The organism is Salinispora vitiensis, from assembly GCF_000378825.1.
Classification (GTDB): domain Bacteria; phylum Actinomycetota; class Actinomycetes; order Mycobacteriales; family Micromonosporaceae; genus Micromonospora; species Micromonospora vitiensis.
Genome location: NZ_KB900388.1, coordinates 3206539 through 3231972, shown reverse-complemented (window position 1 = coordinate 3231972; position 25434 = coordinate 3206539). Strand labels below are relative to the sequence as shown.

24 protein-coding genes are annotated in these 25434 nt (G+C 72.8%); 14 read left to right on the top strand and 10 right to left on the bottom strand.

What is annotated here, in order from left to right; genetic code table 11:
• The first annotated feature begins 100 nt into the window (after nucleotides 1-100).
• From SALPAC2_RS0115165 to folE, 5 genes are all read left to right on the top strand, one after another.
• On the top strand, nucleotides 101-1171 hold the full coding sequence (locus SALPAC2_RS0115165; RefSeq protein WP_018217490.1) for a zinc-dependent metalloprotease: 1071 nt from the start codon (nucleotides 101-103) through the stop codon (nucleotides 1169-1171).
• 10 nt (nucleotides 1172-1181) lie between these two features.
• Nucleotides 1182-2183 (top strand): tRNA lysidine(34) synthetase TilS, encoded by a 1002-nt coding sequence (gene tilS / locus SALPAC2_RS0115160; protein WP_018217489.1) that lies wholly within the window; start codon nucleotides 1182-1184, stop codon nucleotides 2181-2183.
• Nucleotides 2184-2319: 136 nt separating this feature from the next.
• Nucleotides 2320-2892 (top strand): hypoxanthine phosphoribosyltransferase, encoded by a 573-nt coding sequence (gene hpt / locus SALPAC2_RS0115155; RefSeq protein WP_018217488.1) that lies wholly within the window; start codon nucleotides 2320-2322, stop codon nucleotides 2890-2892.
• A gap of 355 nt (nucleotides 2893-3247) precedes the next feature.
• Nucleotides 3248-5260 (top strand): ATP-dependent zinc metalloprotease FtsH, encoded by a 2013-nt coding sequence (gene ftsH / locus SALPAC2_RS0115150; protein ID WP_018217487.1) that lies wholly within the window; start codon nucleotides 3248-3250, stop codon nucleotides 5258-5260.
• A gap of 59 nt (nucleotides 5261-5319) precedes the next feature.
• Nucleotides 5320-5979: a GTP cyclohydrolase I FolE gene (folE, locus tag SALPAC2_RS0115145; RefSeq protein WP_018217486.1), complete on the top strand. Its 660-nt coding sequence runs from the start codon at nucleotides 5320-5322 to the stop codon at nucleotides 5977-5979.
• A gap of 59 nt (nucleotides 5980-6038) precedes the next feature.
• On the opposite strand, the gene SALPAC2_RS0115140 is transcribed toward folE, so the two are convergent.
• Entirely contained in the window at nucleotides 6039-6920 is an 882-nt protein-coding gene (locus SALPAC2_RS0115140; protein ID WP_018217485.1) for a hypothetical protein, read from the bottom strand.
• The gene (locus tag SALPAC2_RS0115135) at nucleotides 6917-9475 is read right to left on the bottom strand and encodes an FtsK/SpoIIIE domain-containing protein (RefSeq protein WP_018217484.1); all 2559 of its coding nucleotides are present in this window, start codon (nucleotides 9473-9475) and stop codon (nucleotides 6917-6919) included. Before SALPAC2_RS0115135 ends, SALPAC2_RS0115140 begins: the two co-directional genes overlap by 4 nt.
• A gap of 202 nt (nucleotides 9476-9677) precedes the next feature.
• Between SALPAC2_RS0115135 and SALPAC2_RS0115130 the strand changes: the two genes are divergently transcribed.
• Entirely contained in the window at nucleotides 9678-10253 is a 576-nt protein-coding gene (locus SALPAC2_RS0115130) for a hypothetical protein (RefSeq protein WP_026184756.1), read from the top strand.
• A gap of 2 nt (nucleotides 10254-10255) precedes the next feature.
• On the opposite strand, the gene SALPAC2_RS0115125 is transcribed toward SALPAC2_RS0115130, so the two are convergent.
• Genes SALPAC2_RS0115125 through SALPAC2_RS0115095 form a run of 7 tightly spaced genes read right to left on the bottom strand, consistent with a single transcriptional unit; the run spans nucleotide 10256 to nucleotide 18541 of the window.
• Nucleotides 10256-10849, bottom strand: coding sequence for a hypothetical protein (locus SALPAC2_RS0115125; protein ID WP_018217482.1), 594 nt, complete (start codon nucleotides 10847-10849; stop codon nucleotides 10256-10258).
• 13 nt (nucleotides 10850-10862) lie between these two features.
• Nucleotides 10863-12032: a M23 family metallopeptidase gene (locus SALPAC2_RS0115120; RefSeq protein ID WP_018217481.1), complete on the bottom strand. Its 1170-nt coding sequence runs from the start codon at nucleotides 12030-12032 to the stop codon at nucleotides 10863-10865.
• Entirely contained in the window at nucleotides 12029-12583 is a 555-nt protein-coding gene (locus SALPAC2_RS0115115; protein ID WP_018217480.1) for a hypothetical protein, read from the bottom strand. The genes SALPAC2_RS0115120 and SALPAC2_RS0115115 overlap by 4 nt, the downstream gene beginning before the upstream one ends.
• The gene (locus SALPAC2_RS0115110; protein WP_018217479.1) at nucleotides 12580-14511 is read right to left on the bottom strand and encodes a hypothetical protein; all 1932 of its coding nucleotides are present in this window, start codon (nucleotides 14509-14511) and stop codon (nucleotides 12580-12582) included. The genes SALPAC2_RS0115115 and SALPAC2_RS0115110 overlap by 4 nt, the downstream gene beginning before the upstream one ends.
• A gap of 1 nt (nucleotide 14512) precedes the next feature.
• Nucleotides 14513-17818 (bottom strand): ATP-binding protein, encoded by a 3306-nt coding sequence (locus SALPAC2_RS0115105; protein ID WP_018217478.1) that lies wholly within the window; start codon nucleotides 17816-17818, stop codon nucleotides 14513-14515.
• A 34-nt stretch (nucleotides 17819-17852) separates the two neighbouring features.
• Nucleotides 17853-18215 carry a hypothetical protein gene (locus tag SALPAC2_RS0115100; RefSeq protein ID WP_018217477.1) on the bottom strand — a complete coding sequence of 121 codons (363 nt, stop codon included), beginning with the start codon at nucleotides 18213-18215 and terminating at the stop codon, nucleotides 17853-17855.
• Nucleotides 18216-18229: 14 nt separating this feature from the next.
• Nucleotides 18230-18541, bottom strand: a complete 312-nt coding sequence (locus tag SALPAC2_RS0115095) for a hypothetical protein (protein WP_018217476.1) — start codon at nucleotides 18539-18541, stop codon at nucleotides 18230-18232.
• 340 nt (nucleotides 18542-18881) lie between these two features.
• On the opposite strand from SALPAC2_RS0115095, the gene folP reads away from it, so the two are divergent.
• The 6 genes from folP (at nucleotide 18882) to SALPAC2_RS0115065 (ending at nucleotide 22972) form a co-directional block, all read left to right on the top strand.
• Nucleotides 18882-19802, top strand: coding sequence for a dihydropteroate synthase (folP, locus tag SALPAC2_RS0115090; protein WP_018217475.1), 921 nt, complete (start codon nucleotides 18882-18884; stop codon nucleotides 19800-19802).
• Nucleotides 19799-20161: a dihydroneopterin aldolase gene (folB, locus tag SALPAC2_RS0115085; protein ID WP_018217474.1), complete on the top strand. Its 363-nt coding sequence runs from the start codon at nucleotides 19799-19801 to the stop codon at nucleotides 20159-20161. The genes folP and folB overlap by 4 nt, the downstream gene beginning before the upstream one ends.
• A complete protein-coding gene (gene folK, locus SALPAC2_RS0115080) occupies nucleotides 20158-20685 on the top strand; it encodes a 2-amino-4-hydroxy-6-hydroxymethyldihydropteridine diphosphokinase (protein ID WP_018217473.1) in 528 nt (175 codons plus the stop codon). The genes folB and folK overlap by 4 nt, the downstream gene beginning before the upstream one ends.
• Before the next feature lie 67 nt (nucleotides 20686-20752).
• The gene (locus tag SALPAC2_RS0115075) at nucleotides 20753-21244 is read left to right on the top strand and encodes a DUF3180 domain-containing protein (protein WP_018217472.1); all 492 of its coding nucleotides are present in this window, start codon (nucleotides 20753-20755) and stop codon (nucleotides 21242-21244) included.
• Between the two features lie 121 nt (nucleotides 21245-21365).
• The gene (locus SALPAC2_RS0115070; protein ID WP_018217471.1) at nucleotides 21366-22568 is read left to right on the top strand and encodes an ABC transporter permease; all 1203 of its coding nucleotides are present in this window, start codon (nucleotides 21366-21368) and stop codon (nucleotides 22566-22568) included.
• A 98-nt stretch (nucleotides 22569-22666) separates the two neighbouring features.
• Nucleotides 22667-22972 carry a hypothetical protein gene (locus SALPAC2_RS0115065; RefSeq protein ID WP_018217470.1) on the top strand — a complete coding sequence of 102 codons (306 nt, stop codon included), beginning with the start codon at nucleotides 22667-22669 and terminating at the stop codon, nucleotides 22970-22972.
• Here SALPAC2_RS0115065 and SALPAC2_RS0115060 read toward each other — a convergent pair.
• The gene (locus SALPAC2_RS0115060) at nucleotides 22950-24008 is read right to left on the bottom strand and encodes an ABC transporter ATP-binding protein (protein WP_018217469.1); all 1059 of its coding nucleotides are present in this window, start codon (nucleotides 24006-24008) and stop codon (nucleotides 22950-22952) included. The two genes, SALPAC2_RS0115065 and SALPAC2_RS0115060, sit on opposite strands and share 23 nt — an antisense overlap.
• 2 nt (nucleotides 24009-24010) lie before the next feature.
• Here SALPAC2_RS0115060 and SALPAC2_RS0115055 point away from each other — a divergent pair, with 2 nt between their 5' ends.
• Together SALPAC2_RS0115055 and SALPAC2_RS0115050 are read left to right on the top strand one after the other, a co-directional pair.
• Entirely contained in the window at nucleotides 24011-24700 is a 690-nt protein-coding gene (locus tag SALPAC2_RS0115055; RefSeq protein ID WP_018217468.1) for an ABC transporter permease, read from the top strand.
• The gene (locus SALPAC2_RS0115050; protein ID WP_033661853.1) at nucleotides 24697-25431 is read left to right on the top strand and encodes an ABC transporter permease; all 735 of its coding nucleotides are present in this window, start codon (nucleotides 24697-24699) and stop codon (nucleotides 25429-25431) included. Before SALPAC2_RS0115055 ends, SALPAC2_RS0115050 begins: the two co-directional genes overlap by 4 nt.
• Nucleotides 25432-25434: the final 3 nt, after the last annotated feature.

Genomic DNA, 25434 nt, shown 5'->3' with positions numbered 1-25434 from the left:
GCGCTCCGACGTGGAGGGCGGAGGGGCGCGGTGGGGATCGGGGCCCGGCCGGGACGTCGTGGCCCCGACCGGGGGGCGACCGCGCGGGTACGGTGGGCCCATGGCGCAGTTCGTGGACTGGGATCTGGCCGCAGCGACCGCGGGGACGCTCGGCAAGACGGGCCCGCGCGTCTCCTATGTCGAGGCCACGGAGGTGGTCGGTGAGCTGCGACGGCTGACCGACGAGGCGGCCGAGCACGTCGGCGACTTCACCGGGCTGCGATCGCAGGTGTCGCACCCGCCGGTGCAGGTGGTGGACCGGCGAGACTGGGCGGCGACCAACATCGCCGGTCTCCGCGAGGTCATCGGCCCGCTGGTCGGTCGCCTGGCGGGAGACAAGCAGCCCGGTGTGTTGACCGAGGCGATCGGTTCGCGGATCACCGGCGTGCAGGCCGGCACGGTGTTGGCGTACCTCTCCGGCCGGGTCCTCGGCCAGTACGAGGTCTTCTCCGGCGAACCGGGCCAGCTACTGCTGATCGCGCCGAACATCGTCGAGGTGGAGCGGAAGCTGGCGGCCGATCCTCGCGACTTTCGGCTCTGGGTCTGTCTGCACGAGGTCACCCACCGCACCCAGTTCACCGCGGTGCCGTGGCTCCGGGCGTACTTTCTCGGCGAGGTGCAGGCGTTCGTGGATGCCTCCAACAGCGGCGCCGACCCCCTAGTCGAGCGGCTGCGTCGCGGCGTCGCCCTCCTCGCCGATGCGGTACGGGAGCCGACCGGTCAGACCAGCGTCCTGGACATCGTCCAGACCCCGGCCCAGAAGGCGGTGCTGGACCGGCTCACCGCGCTGATGACGTTGCTCGAAGGGCACGCCGAGTTCGTGATGGATGGCGTGGGGCCGCAGGTGATCCCGAGCGTGGAGCGGATCCGGGCGTCGTTCAACCGCCGTCGGGAGTCGGGCAACCCGGTGGAGAAGACGCTCCGTCGGCTGCTCGGGGTGGAGGTCAAGCTGCGCCAGTACGCCGAAGGGCGGCGGTTCGTGCACGGTGTCGTCGAGCGGGTCGGCATGGCGGGGTTCAACCGGGTCTTCGCCTCACCGCTGACCTTGCCCCGGCTCGCCGAGCTCAGCGATCCGGACGCCTGGGTGGCCCGGGTGCACGGGCCCGCCGGTTCGCTTCCGGCCGGCGACTGACCGACGACCCGTGGCCGCACTCGCCCCGCCGGTCGCCGCGATCCGCCGCGCGATCCGGCACGCGCTGGCCGAGCTACCCGGTCCGGGGCCGGTCCTGGTGGCCTGTTCCGGGGGAGCCGACTCGCTCGCTCTCGCCGCCGCGACCGCCTTCGTGGCACCCCGACTCGGGCTCTCCGCCGGTCTGGTCACCGTTGACCACGGCCTGCAGGAGGGCTCCGCGCGGCGGGCGGCGGCGGTGGCCGCCTGGGCCCGGGAGACCGGCCTCGCCCCCGTCGCGGCGGTCCGGGTTGACGTGTCCGGCCAGCCCGGTGGCCCGGAGGCCGCGGCCCGGGCAGCCCGCTACCGGGCGTTGACCGAGGTGGCCGATGGGTTTGGGGCGGTGGCGCTGCTGACCGGACACACCCGCGACGACCAGGCGGAGACGGTGCTGTTGGCGTTGGCGCGCGGCGCCGGCCCGCGCGGGCTGTCCGGGATGCCGGCCCGGCGGCAGCTCGGCTCGGTGGCGCTGCTGCGTCCGCTGCTGGAGGTGAGTCGGGAGCAGACCCGGGCGGCCTGTACGGCGCTGGGGCTCGAACCCTGGGTGGACCCGCACAACGCGGACCCGGCGTACGCTCGGGCCCGGGTTCGGGCCGAGGTGCTGCCGGTGCTGGTGCGGGCGCTCGGCCCGGCGGTGCTGGACAACCTGGCCCGTACCGCCCGGCTGGTCGCCGTCGACACGGCGGCGCTGGACGAGCAGGCCGGCGCCGCGCTGGACGGGGTGCGACACCCGGAGGGCGGTCTCTGGGTGGCCGGGCTCGCGGAGCTGGCGCCGGCGATCCGGGGACGGGTGTTGCATGCCTGGGCCCGGGAGTTGGGGGCTCGCCCCGCAGCCCTGTCGCACCGGCATGTGGGCGCGTTGGAGGCGCTGGTCACCGACTGGCGCGGGCAGGGGGCGGCGTACCTGCCGGGCGGGCTTCGGGTGCTCCGGCGGGCGGGTCGGCTCGCCGCCGTCGACTCGGCCGCGGCGGTGTGACCGGAGGGAGTTCGCTGGTCAGCGGGGGCGCGGATCGGTCCCGTTTGCTGGTCTTTGCGGAGAAACCCGGCCTGGGTCGGATAAAAGGAGCGGCCCCGCCGACGGAGACCATCGGACGTACGGCAGGCTAGGAGTCATGGCTGACGGCTCTTGGTACGACGCCGACATCGACCACGTGATCATTTCGGAGGCGCAGATCCGCGACAAGACGGCGGAGTTGGCCAAGCAGATCTCGGCGGACTACGCCGACGTCGAGGACGGGCTGCTACTCGTCTGTGTCCTCAAGGGCGCGGTGATGTTCATGGCCGACTTCGCCCGGGCGCTGGGCCGGCAGGGCCCCCCGGCGGAGCTGGAGTTCATGGCGATCTCCTCGTACGGGCAGGGCACCACCTCCTCCGGTGTGGTGCGGATCCTCAAGGACTTGGACCGGGACATCGCCGGCCGGCATGTGGTCGTGGTGGAGGACATCGTCGACTCCGGGCTGACCCTCTCCTGGCTGCTGCGCTATCTGGAGTCCCGCTCGGCGGCGAGCGTCGAGGTGGTCGCGCTGTTCCGCAAGCCGGAGGCGGTGAAGGTGCCGGTCGCGGTCAAGTACGTCGGCTTCGACATCCCGACCGAGTTCGTCGTCGGCTACGGGCTCGACTTCGGGGAGCGCTACCGGGAGTTGCCCTTCGTCGGCGTACTCCGACCTGAGGTCTATGCCCGGTAGGAGCGCTTGCTTTGACGCTCAGCGGACTCTCAGCCGGACGGACTAGGGTTGGGGCCGGTGGCGTGGAGGTAATCTCCAGGCCTGACCTCCGTAACCGCGAGACCGGGCGGTTGGGTGGCGGGTGCGGAGCTCGCGTCCCGCCGGCGGGATCCGGTTCGCCCTACGCGTAAGTGCTGGGCTGGCGTGCTCGCATGCGGCGCTAACGGTGTACCGTCGAGTGACCGTGGCGCGATGTGGTGCCCCGGGGGTCAGACCGGCCCGCACGGCGGCTCAGCCGCCACGCTGGCGGCGACACTATTCAGACGGTCCGGACGTCGATCAGGAGGATGCGAGCGTCTTGGCGCTCGACAATAGTATGGAACGTACGCGTTTCTTCCGCCGACCGTTGGTCTGGGTCCTCCTGGTCGGCCTCGGCGCCTTTTTTCTCTATCAATTCGCCTTCAATGAGCCCGAGTACCACGAGGTGGAAACCTCCGTTGCGCTGGAGCAGCTCAACGAAAAGGGTGGCATCGAGGAGGTCGTCTTCGCCGACAAGGAGCAGACGCTCCAGCTGAAGTTGGCCGAGCCGGCCAAGTTCGGTGACACCACCACCGATCAGATCGAGGCGCAGTTCCCGTACGAGTCCGGCGACCAGATCTGGAACGACGTCCTCGAGGCCGAGGCGAACAACCGCGTCACCGGCCCGGTCGACACCGACGTCTCCAGCGACAGCATCTGGACGACCCTGCTGGTCAGTCTGCTTCCCATCCTGCTGCTGGTGGCCCTGCTGGTGTTCTTCATGTCGCAGATGCAGGGCGGCGGCTCCCGGGTGCTCAACTTCGGCAAGTCCAAGGCCAAGATGATCACCAAGGACACGCCGAAGACGACCTTCGCCGACGTGGCGGGCTCCGAAGAGGCCGTCGAAGAGCTGCACGAGATCAAGGACTTCCTGCAGAACCCGGCGAAGTACCAGGCGCTCGGCGCCAAGATCCCGAAGGGTGTGCTGCTCTTCGGCCCGCCCGGCACCGGTAAGACCCTGCTGGCCCGCGCGGTCGCCGGCGAGGCCGGGGTGCCCTTCTACTCCATCTCCGGCTCGGACTTCGTCGAGATGTTCGTCGGTGTCGGCGCCAGCCGGGTCCGGGACCTCTTCGAGCAGGCCAAGACGAACGCTCCGGCGATCGTCTTCGTGGACGAGATCGACGCGGTCGGTCGGCACCGGGGCGCCGGCATGGGTGGCGGTCACGACGAGCGGGAGCAGACCCTCAACCAGCTCCTCGTCGAGATGGACGGCTTCGACACCAAGGGCGGTGTCATCCTGATCGCCGCCACCAACCGGCCGGACATCCTCGACCCGGCGCTGCTGCGGCCGGGCCGCTTCGACCGGCAGATCCCGGTGGACGCGCCGGACATGGAGGGCCGGAAGGCGATCCTGCGGGTGCACGCCAAGGGCAAGCCGTTCACCCCCGACGTCGACCTCGACGCGGTGGCGCGGCGTACCCCCGGCTTCAGTGGCGCCGACCTGGCCAACGTGATCAACGAGGCTGCGCTGCTCACCGCGCGCCGGGACAAGCGGGCGATCACCGATGACTCCCTGGAAGAGTCCATCGACCGGGTGATCGCCGGCCCCCAGCGCCGTACCCGGGTGATGAGTGACAACGAAAAGAAGATCACGGCGTACCACGAGGGTGGGCACGCGCTGGTCGCCTGGGCGCTGCCGCACGCCGCTCCGGTGCACAAGGTGACGATCCTGTCCCGGGGTCGCTCGCTGGGGCACACCCTGGTCCTGCCGACCGAGGACAAGTACACCCAGACCCGGGCCGAGATGGTCGACACCCTGGCCTACGCGCTCGGTGGCCGGGCCGCCGAGGAGCTGGTGTTCCACGAGCCGACCACCGGCGCCGGCAACGACATCGAGAAGGCCACCCAGCTGGCCCGCGCGATGATCACCCAGTACGGGATGAGCTCCAAGCTCGGTGCGCTCAAGTACGGCAGCAGCGGTGACGAGCCGTTCCTCGGCCGCAACATGGGCAACGAGCGGGGCTACTCTGACGCCGTCGCCGCCGAGATCGACGCCGAGATGCGGGCCCTGATCGAACTGGCCCACGACGAGGCCTGGGAGATCCTGGTCGAGTACCGCGATGTCCTGGACAACATCGTGCTCGAGCTGATGGAGAAGGAAACCCTCTCCACGGCCGACATGGCCCGGATCTGCGACCGGGTGGCGAAGCGCCCGCCGATGGCCCCGTACAACGGGTTCGGCAAGCGTCAGCCCTCCACCGAGCCGCCGGTGCGCACGCCCGCCGAGAACGAGGCGCTCAAGGCGCAGGACTCGGCCGACAACGCCGCCGTCAGCGGCACCGCCTCGAACAACTCGGACGGCTCGCACTGAACAGCGACGAGGCGACCAACCCCGTACCGGGGGACCAGGCGGCCAACCTCCCGTCGGGGTTGGCCGCCTCCGCCGCCGAGCTCGACGGCGACCTGGACCATGTCGCCGCTCGGCTGGTCAGCGGTCGGCTCGCCGGCCGTCCGGTCGAGGAGAGCGTTGACCTGGGCCGGCTGGAGAAGGCGGTCCGCGAGATCCTGATCGCGGTCGGCGAAGACCCGGACCGCGACGGGCTCCAGCAAACCCCGGCTCGGGTCGCCCGGGCCTACGCCGAGTTGTTCGCCGGGCTCCGGGTCGACCCGGCGCAGGTGCTCAGCACCACCTTCGAGGCCAGCCACGACGAGCTGGTGCTGGTCCGGGACATCGATGTGATGAGCCTCTGCGAGCACCACCTGCTGCCGTTTCGGGGCAGCGCCCACATCGGGTACGTTCCCGGCACGGACGGCCGGATCACCGGGCTGTCCAAGCTGGCCCGCCTGGTAGAGGTCTTCGCGCGCCGTCCCCAGGTGCAGGAGCGGCTCACCGCGCAGGTCGCCGACCTGCTGATGGCGCAGCTCCAGCCGCGTGGCGTGATCGTCGTCCTGGAGTGCGAACACATGTGCATGGCGATGCGCGGCATTCAGAAGGCGGGGGCCCGCACGATCACCTCCGCCGTACGCGGCAGCCTGCAGGCGGATGCGAGGACCCGCGCCGAGGCGATGGCGTTGATCAACTCGCGCTGACCTCGCCCGCCCGGCGGGGACACCAGCCACGCCGGGGGACCGCTACGCCTCCGTCGGGCTCAGCCCAGCAGGGCGAGCAGGAGCACCGTACTGGCCAGAACCGCCGGGACCAGGCAGACCAACGCCCCGAGCCGGGGAGTGCGGTGCGGTTGCCCGCCCGCGTCCGGCGCGGCGAGGCGCCCCACCCACCACCAGCCCGCCGCGAACGCCGCCGCCGGCGTCGCCAGCCCGACGACCAGCGCGGCGACGCTCACCGTGCCGGGGCCGGTGACAGCGAGCAGGATCAGCTGGACCAGCGGCGTCAGCAGGGCCAGCGGGGCGTAGCAGAGCAGGTTACGGGCGACGACGGGCCAGCCGGCCAGGTTGACCAGCCCCCGGGCGGCCAGCGCGGCGTCCGCCGACTCCACCCGGGCGGCCGCCTCCCGCAGCGCGGCCAGCACCGGCGCCGGCCCACTCGCCATCGACCGGTTCGCCGCCGAGAGCTCCGGTGGCGTCGGCGCCAGCGAGATCGGCGGTACGCCAGCCTCGCGCAGCCGCACCTCCTGCCCCGCCAGCCGGGCCCGGACCGTCGCCAACTCCTCCCGGGCCGCCGCGACCGCGCGGGCCTGCTCGCCCGCGGCAGTGGCCGCACCCCGGCGTACTTCGTCGAGCTGCCGGGTCGCCGCCAGGTACTCGGCCCATGCCGCCTCGGCCGGGTCGTGACCCGGCTCGAGCTCGGGCTCGTGGGCCGGCTCCGGCTCGTGGGTCGCCTCGGGCTCGTGGGTCGCCTCGGGCAGGCGCTCCGGTTCGGACTCGTGGGCCGCGTCGGTCGGCGCGGGGTCGGTTAGCGGCTGGTGGGCCGGCCCCGGCGGAGGAACCGGCTGCGGTACGTGGATCGGCGGCGGGGCCGCCGGGGGATGCTGCCGATCCGGGTCCCGATCCTGGATGGGTATCCGGCTCACGTCAGGACCGGATTCGTGGCGAACGGAACCAGGACGACGCCCTGCTCGCTGTGCCCGTCCCAGAGCAGCGCCCGGTCCGGTCGAGGGCGCCACTCCACCGGGCGGCCGAAGAGCGCCCCGAGCTGGGCTCCCGGTACGTCCACGACGGCGACCGTGGCGAGCTTGGCCAACTCGTCTCCTGGTTCGAGTAGGGACGCGAACGCGGGTACGGTGCCCCACCGGCCGAGCAGGTGACGACCGGCCGGCGGCCCCTCCCGGAGCAGGGTGGCGAGCCGGTCCGGCGGCACCCGTCCGGAACCGGGCCCGTCCAGGTCGAAAACGACCAGGTAGGCCGGCTCGGCGGAGTCGAGGGCGGCCGGCAGGTCAGCCGGCTCCACCACCGCGACCGAGTGTTTGGTGGCCAACTCGGCCGCGAGCGCCGCGGCGAGTGGCCCCGCCTCATCCGCGGGAGGCACCACCACGAACCGGGCGGAACCCGGCTGGTGGTGGGCGGCGAGACCGCGGGCCGCGGTGACCAGCAGGCCGGCGGCCGCCGTACCGGTGCCGAGCACCGCCAGATTGCGCCCCGGGGCGGGATCGAGCGGCACCGCCACCGTCGACCGGGTCACATCCACCGCGCGACCCAGCAGCGCCACCGGCCCGGTTGCCCCACCGGCCACCGCCGCGCGGTACCGGGGGTCGTTGCGGAGCTGCGGCTGGGCGTAACCGGCGAAGACAACTGGTGGGGCGCTCCGCTCCGGGCGGGCCGCCCAAAGCCGGTGCCGCAGGTCCGCCACCACCTCGCCGTGCTCCAGCGGATCGGGGAAGCGGACCACCCGTTCATGTCCCCGGATGGCGCCACGCGGCCCGCCGAGACCACCTGCGGTGTTGACCACCGCACTCCCCACCGCCAGCCCGGCCGCCGAGTCGTTGGTCGACGCCAACACCGCACCCCCACCGGGCAGCGCCACCCGCACCGGGAACTGCCCGAGCAGCGGATCCCGGTCACTGCGCGCCCGCAGGCCCAGGTCCCCCTCCCCGGCTAGGAGCAGGTGCACGCCGTACGACCGGCCGGTGCGCGCCACGGCCTCGAGCAGGGCCCGGGCCTCGGTGGCGATCCGGTCCCGGCCGGCGAGCAGTCGCGGTAGACCGTCCACCACGGCGACGATCCGCGGCAGCTCCCGGTGCTGCCGCAGCTCCTGGTACCGCTGCCCGCCGGCTCGGGCCCCGGCCTCCTCGCGGCGGCGGACCTCGGTGGCCAGGAGGTCGAACAGATCCAGCACATACTCCCGGTCCGCGGTGATGGCGGCGGCACGGACCTGCGGAATCCAGGAGCGGTCGTGTTCGGTCTGGAGAAACTCGGCGAAGGACTCCCCGGCGCCGAGGTCAGCCAGGTAGACGACGAGCTCCTCGGGACCGTAGCGGGCGGTCAGGCCGAGCAGGGCGGTGGCGAGGAACGTCGAGCGGCCGATCTCGGAGCGACCACTCACCAACCAGTGCGGCGTCAGCTCGGAGAAGCCCAGCGAGACCGGCCGTCCCCCGGCGTCCCCCACCGTCGTCGCCATCCCGTCGCGGGTACTCGCCGTCCACACCGGCTCGCCCGGCTCCGGAAGCAGCTCGGCCAGGGCCAGCCGCGAGCCCTCCTCCACCTGCTCGGCGACGCGTCGGCAGACCTCGTCCACGAGGTCTGCCGGGGGATCCGGTTCGAGAAAGACCGGCGAGTTCAAGCCGAGGCCGTCGTTGGGATGGGCGGCGCCGCCCGACGGATCCGCCTCCGGCGTCCCGAACTCCGTGCCGGGAGGGCCAGCCAGCAGCGCGTACGCACTGCGGATCGTCAGCGAGGCGGCGCGGGGCAGCGGAGCAGGGCCAGCCGGCCACCCCGCCACCACCAGGTGCAGACCGCTCGCGCTGCCCTGCTCGGCGAGCACGGCCAGACGGGCCAGGTCGGTGTGGTCGGTGGACTCGGGCAGTGCGGCGATGACCAGGAGCAGGGTCCGGTCGTGCCGGCTTCGGCCGTCGCCGACCGGGGCAATCCACCGCTCCGCCTCCGCCAGCACCGCCCGCAGGCCGGCGAGGTCGGTAGCCGGGGGCGGCAGGAGGCCGGCGTCGGCGAGCGCCGCGAACGGGGCCAGCGCGGTACCCGTACCGTCGACCGCCCGGACCAGCAGCGCCCCGGCCGGCGTGGCCGCCAGCAGTCGGAACAGGACGGCCCGGACCAGGCCCGCAGCCCGCGGATCCCCGGCGTCGGCGTCGATCGTCAGGTTCCCGGTGCCGACCAGCGGGACCAGTGCGGGGAAGCGCGCCTCGTCGAGGGGGGCGGCGGTGCCGACCCGGACGAAGCGCGGCGGCCCCTCCCCGGCGGGGGTCTCCGCCGGCAGCGTCTCCAGCGCGGCTCCCGCCCAACCGGGGGCGAGCTGACCGGCGGCGCTCCGCAGCCGGTCAGCGAGCGCGTACTGGCGGGCGTGGTCGGCGGGAGCGGGGCGGATGTCGTCGAGGACGTCGGCGGCGGCGAGCGCGGTGGCGGCAGCCTGCCGGTGTAGGGCGGCGGCCCGGTTCGCCCGCCTCCTCGGACCCACCCGTCCACCCCCTTTTCGCGAGGTCGGCGACCCACCCCGCGCCAAGACCGTAGCGCAGGACGAGCTGGTTCCGGCGGAGGCGCCGCGGTGCTGCGCCTCGTGTTGTTGCCGACGTCACCGGCGGGGAGGAAGCCGTCACGATCCGCCTAATCTGGGCATTGGGCCAGCGGCCGGCAGCCGTTAGCCTCAGGGGGTGGAATCAGTGCAGCCCCCCGCCGGTTCCCAGGTGTCCCGCCTACCGGCGCAGCGGCCTCCCTCGGAGCAGCTGGCGGCCCCACCTTCGGCGCCCGCGCCAGGAGCGGGGGCGCCGGTCCCGCCGCCGCGGCGCCGACTGCGCACCGTCCTCACCGTAACCGCCGCCGTGCTGGCCGCGCTCGTGCTGGGCGGGATCGTCGGTGGCTACGTCCTCTACGCCCGGGCCACCACCCCCGACCGCAGTGCACCGGAGGTAGTCGTGGACAACCACCTACGTGCATTCTTTGTCGACCGCGACGACACCCTCGCCGACCTGTTCCTCTGCGCCGAGGGAGCGTCCGTCGCGGAGCTGCGGGCGTTGCGCGAGGACTTGGTCGCGCGGGAGGCGCGCTTCGCGGTGCCGATTTTAGTTAGTTGGGAAAGTCTCGCGGTCCAACGGGACGGGGACGAGGCGGTCGTCGAGCTGGAGCTGGTGATCTCGGCCCATGTGGACGGCGTGGCCTACAGCGAACGGCAGCCGTGGCGCTTCACCACCCGGCTGGGCGAGGACTGGCGGGTCTGTGCCGGCGCGCGGACTGACTGACCCTACTCGATCCAGAGCAGGTGGACGGGGACCTCGAGCGTGGTCGGGGTCTGCCCGCGCCAGGCCCACCGGTACCACTCGACCTCGGGGGTGACCCGGACGCAGATGTCGCCCTCGGCACTGGAGTAGGTCTCGGTGACCGCGCGTAGGTCCCGGTGCTCGACCGAGCCCACCACGTGCACGACCCGCCGGCCGGCGACGGCGTCGGCCTCGAAGACCGGCGTCGGCGCCCGGTGGGTGGGCGCGTCCAGGGAGACCAGCCGATCCGGCTCCGCGGGCGGCTGCTCCGGTCGCAGCCCAACCGTCTCCACCCAGACCCGGTCGACCGGAACGAGGGGGGCGAAGACCTCGACCTGATCGGCCTCGGCGCGGTACCACTCGTGCTCGGCGATGACCGGGACGTAGGTGCGGCTGCCCTGTACCACGCGGTCGTCCGCGCGGAGGTCACCGCGCCAGCCCAGCCCGGGTTGGCCGACCCGCACCCGACGCCCGCGCAGCTCGACCCGGTCGGAGGCCGGCAGCACCGCTATCGGTCGGGGCGGCAGCGGCGCCCAGTCCGGCTGGTCCAGGAAGGGGTCGGGGAGGGGATCTGTCATCGCCGTCGGTTCCTCACTCCACGCTTCGCAGCGGCGCGCCCTGCTCCCGCATGAAGCCCACCGGGTCGATCGCGCCGTCGCTGCTCCGGTCACCATCGGTGTGCACCTCGAAGTGCAGGTGCGGGCCGGAGGAGTTGCCGCTGCTGCCGATCACCCCGATCTCCTCCCCGGCGCCCACCGAATCGCCCGCGCCGACCTTGGGCTTCTCCGCCAGGTGACAGTAGCGGGTAATGATCTTCCCGGGCCCGGGGTGTTCGATGTCGACGAACCAGCCACAGCCGCCCTTGCCCGGCCAGCCGTCCACGTCGCAGCTCAGCTCCCCGGCCCGGTCCGGGTCGCAGCGGGCGACCAGGACCCGCCCGCTGGCGGCGGCGCGGATCGGGAAGCCCTTCGGTGCGGCGATATCCACCCCGTGGTGCGCCGGCCGATCCTGGGTGCGGAAGCCGGAGCCGACGTCACCGGGGATCGGAGCGGTCCAGCCGGAGGCGGAGATCCGGCCATCCTCGGCGGCGTCGCAGACGTGCCCGCCGTTGACCGGCACGGTCCGGGCCGCGCCGCCGGCCAGCGAGTTGACGATCTCCGACGCCAGCGGCTCATGCTTCGCGTAGGCGTCCGGGAAGGCGCTGATCTGCACGGCCTGCGCGGCCCGGGTCAGCGGCAGCTGCTGCCAGCCGGGGACCTTCAGCAGCTTCTCGTAGAACTTGCGGGCCGCGTACTCCGGCGTCATCCGCTCCTGGACCGAGCCCCAGCCTTCCCGCTGCTGGAACAGGCCCACCGAGTCGTGGTCCGAGCCGACGCCCTCGTTGGGAAGCTGCTCCGACCCGGGGACCGTGGGGTTGGCGAGATTGCGCAGCCCGGACTCCTGCATCGCGGTCGCCACGGCGATCACCCACCCGCGGGGCGGCACCTGCAACTCCTGCCCGACCTGGATGATCCGCGCGGCGTTGCGGAGCTCGAGCTCACCGTACTGCGACATCTGCGGCATCGGCCCGGTGACCTCGACCCCGAAGTCATCGGTGCACTCCTGGTTGGTGAGCTGGAGCCGGTCATCGCCGCCGAGCCCGGTGAGGAAGAAGGCGCCCGCGCCGCCGGCGCAGCAGAGCAGGGTCAGCGTCGCGGTGAGCGCGAAGGCCAGCGCCCCGACGCGCAGCGGACGGCGTTTCGGCTCGGCTGCTCTGCTCATTCCTGCTCCCAGTCCACCGCGTCCACCCGCCACCGGCCGTCCGGCGCCACCAACTCCAGCCGGAGCTCGCCGGTGTTGAAAGGCACCCGTGCCTCGACGACCGCGTCCGACCGGGCCGTGACCGTCGGGGCGCCCGCCACCTCGCCGGTCGGGACATCGACCGGGTCCACGTCGGCGAGCTGCTCGGCCAACGTTGGGGTGGTTAGGGGGCGCAGCCCGGCGTGCCAGCGCTCGGCGGTGATTCCGGGCTGCCCCCGCCAGGCGGTGACGAACTGGTCAGCGACCTGCTCCGGTGTCGCCTCCCCGGGCCGGGTCACCGGCGTGGGGGAGCGCGTGCCGATCAGCCCGTCGTCGCCGGTCGTCGGGTGCACCGTGGTGATTGGCTGCTCCGGGCGGTTGCTGAGACCGCTCCCCGGCTCCCCCGCCCCGACGACCAGCCGGGTGGTGCCGATGATGCCCACCACCACCACGGCGAGCGCCAGCGCGATCCCCACCCGGGACCGGAACACCCGGGTGAGGAGCTGTTCGACCGCCCGCCGCACCGCGATCACCGGGCCTCGGAGCGGACCCGGGGGGTGCTCCGTTCCGGCGCGGGCTTCGTCGCACCGGGCCGGTAGATGACGAACGAGGGGCTCTCCGGCGGGCCCTCCGGCTCGGTCCAGCTGGCCGGCGTCCGCCGTTGCCGCGGTGCGGGGGTGGCGCGGTCCGGGGAGCCGCGCTCCCCGGCCGTCGGCGCCCCGTCCGGCCGCTCGCGGCGCTCCGGCCGGGCCCCACCCTCGGTCGCGGGCGCCAGCTCCTCGTGGCGGGCCTCCGGCCGGAGCCTGCTCTGCGTCGCCACCACCGCGCCGCGGCGACCCGAGCTCGGCTCGCCGGCCCCACGCGGCTCCGCGTCGAGGCGGGACGCCGTGCGCATGTCCCGGAAGAACCGGCGGTGCCAGGAGCCAGCCGAGCCGCCCGACTCGCCACCGCCCTTGCCGCCGAGCTGGGTGACCCGCCGGTAGGGGCGCAGCAGCAGCCAACCGACCACGCCGCAGAGCCAGACCAGCACCACCTGGAGCCAGCCGGGCAGGGTCGGCGTGCTCATGATGAGGTCCACGGCGAAGAGGTAGATCGCGGCGCCGGTGCCGAAGATGGCGATGTTGAAGACCGCCGCGACCACGGCGTTACCCAGCCGGCGCAGCCCGGCGCTCGCCGGTCGGAGCAGGCCGACGGTGCCGAGGATCGGCGCGGCGATCACCGCCCAGCGGAAGAGCAGGAAGCCCAGCAGCACCAGCACCGACGCGGTGAGATCAAACATCGCGAAGAGCAGCGCGGCGAGCACCGCGATGAAGCCGGCACCGACCCGGTCCATGTCCCGGATTCCCTGCAGGTACTCGTACGCCTCCGGATCCTCCTGCTTGATCTGCTGGGCGACCCGCGCCCACTGCTGTTGCTTGGCCCGGACGGTGGCCTCCCGGGTGGCGGGGAACTCCCGCAGCTTCTCGGTCTCCCCCCAGGAGAAGGACTTCGCGTCGTAGAGCGCCGGCCCGTACTTCTGCGCGGTCTCACTGTCGGCCGAGCCCAGCACCCCGCGCAGCCAGTTGCGGTAGAGCATCGTCTCGGTGGCCGTGTCGCTCGCCCGCACCGCCGGCGGGCGCTTGTCGACACAGGCATCCGGATTCGGGACCGGGCACTGGTCCGGCGGGGCATCCCTGGTGGTTGGTCCGACCGCGTCGTGGACCACCCCCAGCGTGGTGACCAGGGTGCCGTCGGCGACGTTGGCGGACTTCACCGGCCAGGCGGCCAGCGCGGTCACCGCCACCATCACGAGCAGTGCCCAGCCGGCGGTCGTTATGGCGTTGCTCATGTCCGACTGGCGGGATCGCCAGAGCAGATAGAGCCCGACCACGCCGAGGGTGACGATCCCGAAGACGCTGAACACCTTCTGGTAGACCGCCGTGGTCGCCTGCTCCACCAGCGGATCGGCCCAGCCCCACATCGACCGCGGATCCCAGGCCCGCTCCCGCAGCGCGTTCGAGGCACCGATGATCGCAGTGGCGATCATGAATTCGCCGTTGGCGACCGTGTTGGTGAACTTGTAGTCCGGGTGCAGCACGGCGGTGGCGCAGCCGGTGTCGATGTCGTAGGTGGTGTAGCCGTAGCCGGCGTAGCCGTAGTCGCTGTAGAACCCTTTCGGGCCGGGCTCCTTCGCGGAGTCCGGGCGGGCCGCGAACCAGCCGGCGAGGCCGGAGTCCGGCGCCGTCGGCGTCGGGGCGTTGCGGCAGGTGACCTCGTCCTCAGCGACCTCGCTGAGCCGGGAGACACAGGAGCGGAAGTCGGCCTGCCACTGCTCGACGGTGCAGGGGCTGGCCGGGGCCTGCGTGGACAGCTCCGGGGCCGGTGCCGCCGCCGCGCCGACCCCCGGCCAGCTGACCGTGGCCCCGGCGAGGACGCCGAGGGCCAGCAACAGCGCCACCGTCCGAGCCCGGGCCCCGGCCATCTCACGCCTCCAGGTCGGCTACGACGGGTAGTACACCCGCTGCGGCAGCGACCGCCGCGGGTGTGGTGTCGAGGTGGTCGAGCAGCCCATCGACGTACGAGACGTCGACTCGTACCTTCTGCACCCGCCCGTCAACGTCGCGCATGACGAACTCGCGGTAGCCGAGGCGGGCGGCGGAGGTGCTGTCGGCGGCGGAGAGGGAAGCGAGGGTGGCCTCGTACCCGTCGTTGACCGGGACCCGCAGCAGGCGCAGCGCCTCGGAGGCGATCTCCTCGTCCTCGGCGATCCGCCCGACGAAGACCGTAGAGACCAGGTTCTGTACGTCGAGGCCCAGGATGTCCTTCGGGTTCTGCGAGGCGACCAGCGCGGCCAGGTTCCACTTGCGGGAGTCCCGGGCCAGCCGCACCAGGAACGACCGCCCCGACCGCCAGCCCTCCATGAAGTGCGCCTCGTCCAGCCCGACCAGCTTGCGCGAGGACATCGAGCCGCCGTAGCAGCGGCGGACGGCGAGCCGGTGCGCGGTGTGCAGCATGGGCAGGGCGAGCGCCTCCTCCGCCGACCAGTACTCTCGCTCGATCTTGAGGTCGGGGAGGCGGAGGCCGGCCATCGTGATCACGGTGAGGGTGGCGTCCGGCCCGAGCAGCCCCTCCGGGGGGCGACCGAAGAAGAGCATGGCCAACGGCATCTCGGCGGTGTCCAGCAGGAGGTTGGCCAGTTCCCGGCCGGCGTCGTCGTCGAGCTTGCCCAGGGTGGCGACCACATCGTCCAGGGTGGCCGTCTCCTCCGCCGGAACCTGGCGTACGGCGTGCCGGAAGAGCGTGGCGGTGGAGGCCTCCCGCGCGACCTGCGGCGGCACCAGCATCATGCAGATGTCCTGGACCAGCATCCGGCGTTCGGCCCGGGCGTTGGAGACGGCGATCTCGAACTCCCGGTCGCCCGCGTCACCGGCGCTGAACTCACTGCGTAGCGGGGTGGGGATCAGCGAGTACGGGGCGAGGGTGCCGGGTTCGGAACCGGTCAGGTTCAGCACCCGCGCGTACGGGGCCAGCTCCGGCATGGCGCAGAGCCGGGCGAGCGGGCCGGAGGGGTCGAGCAGCGTTACCTGCACCCCGCGGCGGGCGGCCAGGTAGCCGAGGGCGCCGAGCAGGGTGGACTTACCGCCGCCGGGCTCGGCCACGAAGACCCCGAGCCCGGAGCGTTCCCGGACCTCCATCGGGAAGTGCAGGTCGAGGAAGACCGGCCGGCGGCAGGTGCCGGCGGTACGCCCGATCAGGTCGCCCCGGCGGTCGCCGACGGTCGAGGCGGCCTGCGGGAGCGCGGCGGCGAAGAGGTTGACCGGCATCCGGCGGACGTAGCCGGTGTTGGCGATCGGCTCCCCGGGGATGAACTCGCGGGCCAGCCAGTCCTGGTTCTTTGGGTGCTGGAGCGAGACCCGCAGCTCTCGGGAGTAGAGCTGGATCAGCCGGCGGGCGCGTTCCAGGCACTCCTCTCGGGTCCGGCCGCCGACGGCGAGTCGGTGCCAGCCGTGCGCGCGGGCCGATTCGACCGGCAGCCCGGTGGTCATCTCGTCACCGATGACCAGGGCCCGCTCCGCGAGGCGCTCCAACTCTGGCGGGGCGTCGATGCCGTGTTCGGCGTAGTCGAGCTGCTGGGAGCGGATCATCCGCAGCCGGTGCTCCAGGTTGCGGAAGGAGTCGCCGGAGCCGAGGATGTCGACCCGGCTGGACAGCTCCATCGGCCAGGGCAGCCGCTCGTGAAAGTGCAGCCAGGGCTCGTGTCGTTCCGGGATCTCCAGTGGCTCCATCCGGCCCACGGCGAGGACGGCGACGTGCCCCTCCTCCCCGGTCATCCGGTTGACCAGCTTGACCGTGGACCCGTACGGGGTGCGGTACCGCTCCACCTGCTCGGTCAGGGCGAGCAGGTCGCCGCGTTCCCAGTGCCCGTCGGTGACCGGGGAGAGCCGCCCGGGTGGGGCCATGCAGAGCGCTACTGAGCGGTAGAGGAGCCACTCCAGTTCCGGTGTGGTGACCCGGCGTCCGCGCATTCCGAAGGCGCCCAGCACCTCGTCGAACTGCTCGACGGTACGACTGAGCTTGCGCCGTTCGCCCTCGGCGACGCCGCGACCGAAGCTGCGTCGGACCCGCTCCACCAGCGAGTCGCCCAGGGAGCGTCGGGCGAAGGTCACCCCCAGGTACGTCTGTCCCTCGGCGTGGTTGACCGAGAGCAGGTGTCGTTGCGCGGCGACCAGGTGATCTGCCCAGGTCGGGGTCCCCGGGACGTCGGGGAGCGGTGCCCGGGTGTGGGTGTCGATGGTGCGGGCCCACTCGTCGGCCGGGAAGGGGCGGGTGGTGCGTCGCAGGTGCAGGCGGAAGCCGGCCAGCCCGGCGTACTGCTCGGAGATCGCCGCGAGTAGTGCCTCCCGCTCGGCGTCGGGGCGGAAGGCCCAGCGCACCTCGGGTAGCCAGTACCAGGCGGTGACCGTGTTGGGGGTGAAGGTCAGGTGGCCGGCGATTTCGGTGATGGCCAGCTCCACCGACGGGTCCCGGTCCTTGAAATTGATCTTCGGCGGCCGGATTCGTGCCGGCTTGGTGGCGCGATCCCGACGGTCGGGTTTGGTGGCGCGGTCCCGACGGTCGGGTTTGGTGGCGCGGTCTCGACGGTCGGGTTTGGCGGCGCGGTCCCGCCGGTTGGTGGAGCGTTGTTCGGACGGGGGTACGTCCGGGGCGTCCGGCTCCGACCGCTCGTCGAGGCGACGCCGCGGTGTCACCTCGGCTGGCCGCGGCCGCACCTCGGCAGCCGGTGGGGCCGCCTCTTCGGTCTCCGGCCGGGCGAGCCGCTCGCCGACCTGGTGCGGTACTCGGGTGGAGCGCCGGGCCGGCCCGGCGGACGACCGCTCCACTTCAGTCGGTGCGGCGGGAGTGGCCGGTGCGGCCAGGGCCCCGGGAGCGGCCGGAGCGGAGCGGGGATCCGCGGCGCCGAACTGCTGCGGGATGGTCGGCTGCGGCTGCTGTTCGCGCGCCGCTGATCCGACCGACGTGGACCGGGCCGGGCGCGTCGCGCCGAACAGGTCGAGGAAGGGGGAGTCGATGTCGGTGCCGGCGGCCGGCGGCGGCTCGGTGGGCGTCCGCTGGTGCAGTGGGCGGTGCGCCGGGAAGACACCGACCCCACCGTGGCCCGGGGAGGTGGACCGGGCGGAGTCGGGCCAGGCCTCATCGAACTCCGTGACGTAGCCAGCAGGCTGCGCTGCGTCACCTGGGGTTGCGGCCGGTTGCCCAGCCGGAGACCCCGGCGCGTAGTGGGAACTCATGCGACCGCCTCACCCGCGTCGTTGCACTGCCCGGTCATGCCAGTTCCTCTCGGATCCTGATCCGGCTGCCGACCAGGCGGGGGTCGCGTTGCTCGGCGGCCGGCTCCCGGGTGCGTCGCCAGTCGGTCAGCGCGGTGTGGATCACCATGCGCGCGGGCCGATCCGGGTCGACGTACCGGAAGACGAACGAGGTGGTCACGATCGCGAGGGCGATCTCCCACGCCGGGAAGAGCTCGACCTGCAGCGTGAACAACCAGTGGACGAACATGTAGAGGGGAACGAGCAGCATGAAGAGCCCGTACTGGGCGTACGGGAGGTGGACCGGGAGGGTGTAGCCGGGGGGCCCGAGGTAGACCAGACGAGCCCGGTAGATGTCGTCGTCGGTGCGCAGCCGCATGCTTGTGCCCGCGCCTATTCGAAGATCAGGCTGATCAGGTAGTCGCCGACGAAGAAGAGGGTGGCGGCCCCGGCGATGAAGGCCAGGCCGACGATCGCGATGGCCGAGCTCGTCAAGACCTTGGAGATCTCGCCCCGGCTCGCCCGCCCGATGAAGATGACGCCCAGCACGGCCAACAGGATCGGGGCGATCTTGCTTGCGAAGAAGGCGACGATGTTGTCGGTGGCGATACCGCTGGGTGCGGGCTCGGCGAGCGGTGTCGAGCTCAGGGCGGCGAGCGCGTGGGCGGCGGACGATGCCGCCTCCGTCAGCTCGATGGCGATCACTGGAAAACCTCCCCATTTCGCGGCCGGCGGCGCCGCGGCGGTGCAGCAGGCATGCCGGGCGGGAACGGTGCTCACGTTGCGGCTAGGCCGCTGCGGTCGTCACCCACCACGAGCGGGCGGGTCCTGGGCGGATTTTCCCGCTTCGGCCCCTCCCTCCAGGCTTCGCCACCTCGATGCTCGGCAATTCCAAAGCGTACGGCCACCCACTGTCTGCGACAAGCCACGAAGAATGACCCCGATCCGACTCTGTCGTCCGACCCCACACCTGCACCGAACCGCATGTCAGCGCCCCCGGGCCGGGTGGCGCGGGAGCGCCAACGAGGACCGGTACGGTCTCCTTGTGACCGATCTGGTGCAGGCCGCGTCCCCGGTGGTGATGGGCATCCTGAACGTCACCCCGGACTCCTTCTCCGACGGCGGACGCTACGCCGATCTCGATGCCGCCATCGCACACGGCGTGCGGCTGCGCGACGACGGTGCCCACCTGGTGGACGTGGGTGGCGAGTCCACCCGACCCGGGGCGGACCGGGTGGCGGCCGAGACCGAGGCGGACCGGGTGCGGCCGGTGATCCGCGAGCTGGCCGCCGCCGGCGTGCCGGTCAGCATCGACACCACCCGGGCCCGGGTGGCGGAGCTGGCGCTCGCCGCCGGGGCGCAGGTGGTCAACGATGTCTCCGGTGGGCTCGCCGACCCGGACATGGCCCGGGTGGTTCGGGACGCCGGCTGCCCCTGGGTGCTCATGCACTGGCGGGGGCACTCCCGCGAGATGCGGGAGCTGGCCCGCTACGGCGACGTCGTCGCCGACGTCAAGGCCGAGCTGGCGCAGCGGGTCGAGGCGGCCCTCGCTGCCGGGGTGGCGGCCGACCGCATCGTCATCGACCCGGGGCTCGGCTTCGCGAAGACCGCCGCCCACAACTGGGAGCTGAGTGCGCGGCTGCCGGAGCTGCTGGCGCTCGGCTACCCGCTGCTCTTCGCCGCCAGCCGCAAGTCCCACTTGGGTGCGCTGCTCGCCGTTGACGGCACGCCGCGGCCGACCGAGGGCCGGGAGATTGCCACGGTTGCCACCAGCGTGCTCGCGGTCGCGGCCGGCGCCTGGGGCGTGCGGGTGCACGACGTCCGGGCCACCGCGGACGCGCTGGCCGTCTGGCGGGCCACCGGGTCGCCCCGGCTGGCCGCCACCGGATCGTCCGGTCCCGCCGGCGCCAGTTCGACCGGACCGGCCGGCGCCGGCGGCGCCCAGACCAGCGGAGAGCAGCGATGACCGACCGGATCGAGCTCACCGGCCTGCGGGTGCACGGCCGGCACGGGGTGTACGACTTCGAGCGGGAACACGGGCAGGACTTCGTCGTGGACGCGCTGCTGGAGCTGGACCTCGCCCCGGCCGCCCGTTCGGACGAGGTGACCGACACCGTCCACTACGGGGAGTTGGCCGAGCGGCTGGCGGCGGTGGTGGCCGGGGAGCCGGTCAACCTGATCGAGACCCTCGCCGACCGGCTTCTCACGGTCTGCCTGGCCGACGCCCGGGTCCGTACCGCCACGGTGACGGTGCACAAGCCGCAGGCCCCGATCTCGGGTAGCTTCACCGATGTGGCTGTCACCATGTCCAGGTCCGCCTCGTGACCCGCGCCCTGCTCTCGCTCGGTAGCAACCTCGGCGACCGGGCCGACCACCTGCGGTCGGCGGTCACCGCGCTGGGTGAGTCCGTGCTCCTGGTCTCCGGTGTCTACGAGACGCCGCCCTGGGGTGACCGCGACCAGCCCGCGTACCTGAACGCCGTGGTGCTGGCGGTAGATCACGCGGCGGCGCCGGAGGACTGGCTGGCGCGGGCCCAGGCGGCCGAGCGGGCGGCCGGCCGGGAGCGCGATCCGGGCCGGCGTTTCGGGCCCCGCACCCTCGACGTCGACGTCATCGCGGTCTGGGGCCAGGACGGCACGCCGGTGCTCCGGGACGATCCCGAGCTGACGCTGCCGCACCCCCGCGCCCACCTGCGCGCCTTCGTCCTGCGGCCCTGGCTCGACCTGCAACCGTACGGGCGGCTGCCGGGCCACGGCTGGCTGACCGACCTGCTGAACTCGGCGCCGGTCGGTGCGGACGCGTTGGAGCTGCGCCCCTGCCCTGAAGTGGAGCTAGAGTCAACGGCATGAGGCAGCGGAGCCGGCGGGCATGACGCAGTCGAGGTCATCACCTCCGGACGGCGCGGGCCCCGGCCGGATGGGCCCCACCCGGGGCTCCACACTGGTGGTCGCCGGCCTCGCCGCCGCCGGGGTGGCGTGGCTGCTGATCAGCTTCTTCTACTACGACTACCTCCCCGGTGACCTGCCCTGGCTGCCGGTGGTCACCCTGGCCGGGCTCGCCGTGCTGGAGGCGTACGCCGCGGTGAACACCCGGGCCCGGATCGCGCGCCGGCCGGGGAAGGAGCCGGTGAACCCGCTGCTGGTTGCCCGCCTCGTGGTGCTGGCAAAGGCGTCCGCGCTGGCGGGGGCGATCTTCGTCGGCTGCTACGCGGGCCTGACCGGGTGGCTGTTCGTGGAGTCCACCCAGGTCGCGGCGAGCGACCGGAGCGTGGCTGGGAGCAGCCTGCTCGCCGCCCTGGCGCTGGTGGCCGCCGCGCTCTGGTTGGAGCGTTCCTGCCGGGTTCCCGAGCAGGAGAACGACCAAGATCGCGAGCCCGGCGACCGGGGAGGCCGTTCCGGCCAGCGCTGAGCCTGGGCTTCCGCCGTGCTTCTCGCCCGGGTACGGTGCCTGCCACCGGAGCGTAACGGCCGCCCCGGACCGCTTCGCGCGTTGGGATCCGGGACGGACGGCCAGGTGGAGGGGCGGCTGCATGGGGAACGACGAATCGGCGCGAGCTAGCTCGGAGGCCTCCCCCAGCGCCGACACCGTCGTCCCTGAGCCGGATCCGGACCGGGTTGAGTCCGGTGGGGACCGGCTCGGCGTACACGTCGTCTGGGAGCTCCTGCTCCTGGTGGGCGCGGTCGGGGTCGCGTACCTGCTCTGGCGGGAGAACCCGGAGACGCTGCGGGGCGACGGCCTGCGGTCACTGCTCGTTGATGGAGCCGTCCTCGGGTTGTTGGCCCTCGCCGCCGGGCTGAGCCTGCGTACCTCGGCGGTGAATCTGGCGATCGGTCCGGCGGCCGTCGCGGCGGCGCTACACATGGCCGAGCAGGGGGACCGGGGTGCGGTGGCGGCCCTCGGCCCGGCGATCGCCGCCGGGGTGCTCGGCGGGCTGCTGCTGGCGTTCGTGGTGACGGTGCTGCACGTCCCCGCTTGGGCGGCCAGCCTCGCCGCTGGCGCGGCGCTGGTCGGGTACATCGAGCGGCGAAGTGAGCCGGTGCTGCCGCAGGGTAGCTACGACCCGACGAGCGACGCGTTCTACCTGTTCGTCGGGTTCGCAGCGCTCACCGTGCTCGGCGGGCTGTTCGGCGCGTTACGACCGATCCGTCGGCTGATCGGCCGATTTCGACCGGTTGGCGATCCGGCCCGCCGGCAGGGGGCGCTGGGCCCGCTGGTGGCCGGCGGGGCGCTGGTCGCCTCCAGCGTCCTCGCCGTGCTGGCCGGCTCCCTACTGGGGACTCCCGCCGCTGGTCCGGTCGCCGTCGGGTCGGGGCTGGACTGGACCGTCCTGGCGGTGGGGACGGCGCTGCTCGCCGGCACCAGTGCCTTCGGCCGTCGGGGTGGCATCCTGGGCACCCTGCTCGCCGTCGCGTTGGTCACGCTCGTCCGCACCGACCTGGAGGCGAGCGGCCTGACGGCGAGTCGCTGGGCGGTCGGGGCGGTGGCGCTCGGGGTGGGGCTGGTGGTGACCCGGATGGTCGAGGCGTACGGGGGCGCGCGGGATGACCGGGAGGCGGTTGACGACAGCCCCGATCCGGACGAGCAGCTGCATGCCGATTGGAGCATGCGGCGGCCCGAGCCGTTCACGGACTGGGCCGCTACGCTGCCGCCCCCGCCCGCTGAGCGCCCAACCAATCAGTGGGATCTCCCGGACTGGGGGACCGGACGGCACTGGGACCCCAGCCGGCGTTGACCGCGCGTCAGGCAGGTCGGTGCTGACCCGTGTCACGCAGGTCGGTGCTGACCGCGTCTCGCGGGTCGGCGGGGAGCTTGACGGTTAGGCTCGGCCGCATGACCGACACACCTTCGACCTTCCCCGCCGGCCGGTCGTTCGAGGAGTTGGACGCACTCTCCACCGAGGAACTGCGCAAGCAGGCGTTCGCGGTGGCACGGGAGCGCCGTGACGTGCGGTTTTTCTGGTCAGTTCTGCGGCATCTGCCCAATGCCGACGAGGCCGCCGCCCTGGATGGCGCGCCGAACTCGGTCGGGCCGACCATCGACGAGGCGGTGGCGCTATGGCGGGAGCTGACCGGCCACGGCTACGAGGAGTTGGCGCCGGTGCTGCGGGCGGCCTTCATCGACTATCTACGGCGGTAACCGCCCCGTTGGGAGCGGACGGCCGGCGCTGGTCGTCAGCGTGGCCCAGGCCGAGCAGGCGAGATCGGGTGAGGACACCCACTGGTTGCTCCTGCTGGTCGGTCACCACCACCCGGTCCGCCATGGTGGTCAACAGGACCCCCAGCGCGTCGTACGCCGACGACCCGAGTGGCACCGTGGGGAGCTCGGCGGAGATCGGGGCGGCGGGGACCGGCTCGATTGTCTCCCGGGTGACCGGGGTGACGGCCAGGCGTCGGATGCCCCGGTCGGCACCGACGAATTCCCGGACGAACGGGGTGGCCGGTGCGCCGAGCACGGCGGCCGGGGTGTCGAACTGCTCCAAGCGGCCGCCCTCGGAGAGCACCGCGATCCGGTCGCCCAGCCGAACCGCCTCGTCGAGGTCGTGCGTCACCAGCACGATGGTCTTGCGAACCTCGGCCTGCAACCGCAGGAACTCCTCCTGCAACCGGGTCCGGACGATCGGGTCGACCGCGGAGAAGGGCTCGTCCATCAGCAGGACCACCGGGTCCGCGGCGAGCGCCCTCGCCACGCCGACCCGCTGCCGCTGACCGCCGGAGAGCTCGTGCGGGTAGCGGGCGCCGAACTGGGCCGGGTCCAGACCGACCAGCTCCAACAGCTCGGTGACCCGTTGCCGGCGGCGCTCCCGGGGCCAGCCGAGCAGCTGCGGCACGGTGGCGACGTTCGCGCTGATGGTCTGGTGCGGGAAGAGGCCGACGTTCTGGATCACGTAGCCGATGCGGCGGCGCAGCCGTACCGGGTCCACCCGGGTGACGTCTGCCCCGTCGAGCAGGATCCGGCCGTCGGTCGGTTCGATCAGGCGGTTCACCATCCGGAGTACGGTCGATTTGCCGCAGCCGGAGGGGCCGATCAGCACCACCAGTTCGCCGGCGGCGACCTCCAGGGTCAGCTCGCGGACCGCCTCGGTGCCGTCCGGGTAGCGTTTGCCGATCTCGTCGAGGGAGATCGAGGCCGCACGCGCCTCGTCGTCAGCGGATCCCCGCGGGGTAACGTCCACACATGTCCTTCCGCCTGAGCTACCGGGCCGACCCGGGTAACCCGTGGTTCTCCTGGCAGTACGTGCGGGACAACTTTGACACGATCCTCGCCGCGTTGCGCGAGCACACCTCGCTTACCTTGCGGGCGGTGCTCATCGCGACGCTGATCGCAGTGCCGCTGGCCGTGGCCGCGTACTGGTTCCGCGGGCTGGCCGGGCCGATCCTGGCGGTTACCGGTGTGCTCTACACCATCCCGTCGCTGGCGTTGTTCGCCTTCCTCGCGCCGTACCTGGGGATCGGGGTGGCGACCGTGCTCACCGTGGTGGTGCTCTACGCGCTGTTGGTGATTGTCCGCAACGCGCTCGCGGGCCTCACCCAGGTCCCGGCCGAGGTGCGGGAGGCGGCGGAGGGCATGGGGTACGGCCGCTGGGGGCGGTTGTTCCGGATCGATCTGCCGCTGGCCCTGCCGGGCATCCTCACCGGGCTGCGGTTGGCGACGGTCTCGACGGTGGCACTGGTCACCGTGGGGGTGGTCGTGGGGCAGGGCGGGCTCGGCCAGTTGATCTTCGCCGGCTTCCAGAACAACTTCTACAAAGCGCAGATCATGACCGGTACGCTGCTCTGCGTCCTGCTCGCCCTGGTGTTCGACCTCGCCCTGGCCGGTGTCGGGCGGCTGCTCACCCCGTGGCTGCGTCGCCGGAGCGCGGCATGACCGTGGCGGCCGGGCCGATCGAGGCGGCGGTGGTCTGGCTCAACGACCCGCTGAACTGGACCAATCCGGGCGGCATCCTGGACCGGACCGGTGAACATCTCGCCATCTCCGCGGCGGCGGTGCTCCTTGGCTGCCTGGTCGCGTGGCCGATCGGGCTCTGGCTCGGGCACACCGGGCGCGGCGGCGGGTTGGTCGTGCTGGTGGCCAACCTGACGCTGGCCGTACCGACGCTGGCCCTGCTCACCATCCTGCCGTTGACCTTCCTGGGTTTCGGCCGCCCCCCGGTGGTGGTGGCGCTGGCGGTCTTCGCGATCCCACCGTTGCTGGCCAACGCGTACACCGGGGTGCGTGCGGTGGATCCGGAGGCCCGGGACGCGGCCCGGGGGATGGGCTTCTCCCGCTGGCAGTTACTGCGCCGGGTCGAGCTGCCGCTCGCCGTGCCGTACCTGGCGGCGGGGTTTCGCACCGCGGCGGTGCAGGTCGTGGCCACCGCCGCGCTGGCCTCCTTTGTCAACGGCGGCGGCTTGGGGCAGATCATTCGGGCCGGGTTCGGCCTGGACATCGCCGCCGGCGGTGGGCAGATCCTCGCTGGCGGGCTGCTGGTGGCGGGGCTCGCGATGCTGGTGGAGCTGGTGTTGGCGCTGGTCGAACGGCTGGTCACCCCGCGACCGCTGCGTAACCGTGGCCGGCGGGCGGGGCGGCGCGCGGCCGCCGCGGTCAGCGGCGCCTGACTC

What these genes read in the sequence shown, in the direction of transcription:
- hpt (WP_018217488.1), top strand. Translation starts at nt 2,320, where the DNA reads ATGGCTGACGGCTCTTGGTACGACGCCGACATCGACCACGTGATCATT.
- SALPAC2_RS0115165 (WP_018217490.1), top strand. Translation starts at nt 101, where the DNA reads ATGGCGCAGTTCGTGGACTGGGATCTGGCCGCAGCGACCGCGGGGACG.
- SALPAC2_RS0115075 (WP_018217472.1), top strand. Translation starts at nt 20,753, where the DNA reads ATGGGCCCCACCCGGGGCTCCACACTGGTGGTCGCCGGCCTCGCCGCC.
- SALPAC2_RS0115105 (WP_018217478.1), bottom strand. Translation starts at nt 17,818, where the DNA reads ATGAGTTCCCACTACGCGCCGGGGTCTCCGGCTGGGCAACCGGCCGCA.
- SALPAC2_RS0115120 (WP_018217481.1), bottom strand. Translation starts at nt 12,032, where the DNA reads ATGAGCAGAGCAGCCGAGCCGAAACGCCGTCCGCTGCGCGTCGGGGCG.
- ftsH (WP_018217487.1), top strand. Translation starts at nt 3,248, where the DNA reads ATGGAACGTACGCGTTTCTTCCGCCGACCGTTGGTCTGGGTCCTCCTG.
- SALPAC2_RS0115050 (WP_033661853.1), top strand. Translation starts at nt 24,697, where the DNA reads ATGACCGTGGCGGCCGGGCCGATCGAGGCGGCGGTGGTCTGGCTCAAC.
- SALPAC2_RS0115125 (WP_018217482.1), bottom strand. Translation starts at nt 10,849, where the DNA reads ATGACAGATCCCCTCCCCGACCCCTTCCTGGACCAGCCGGACTGGGCG.
- SALPAC2_RS0115110 (WP_018217479.1), bottom strand. Translation starts at nt 14,511, where the DNA reads ATGGCCGGGGCCCGGGCTCGGACGGTGGCGCTGTTGCTGGCCCTCGGC.
- SALPAC2_RS0115055 (WP_018217468.1), top strand. Translation starts at nt 24,011, where the DNA reads ATGTCCTTCCGCCTGAGCTACCGGGCCGACCCGGGTAACCCGTGGTTC.
- SALPAC2_RS0115070 (WP_018217471.1), top strand. Translation starts at nt 21,366, where the DNA reads ATGGGGAACGACGAATCGGCGCGAGCTAGCTCGGAGGCCTCCCCCAGC.
- folB (WP_018217474.1), top strand. Translation starts at nt 19,799, where the DNA reads ATGACCGACCGGATCGAGCTCACCGGCCTGCGGGTGCACGGCCGGCAC.
- SALPAC2_RS0115100 (WP_018217477.1), bottom strand. Translation starts at nt 18,215, where the DNA reads ATGCGGCTGCGCACCGACGACGACATCTACCGGGCTCGTCTGGTCTAC.
- SALPAC2_RS0115065 (WP_018217470.1), top strand. Translation starts at nt 22,667, where the DNA reads ATGACCGACACACCTTCGACCTTCCCCGCCGGCCGGTCGTTCGAGGAG.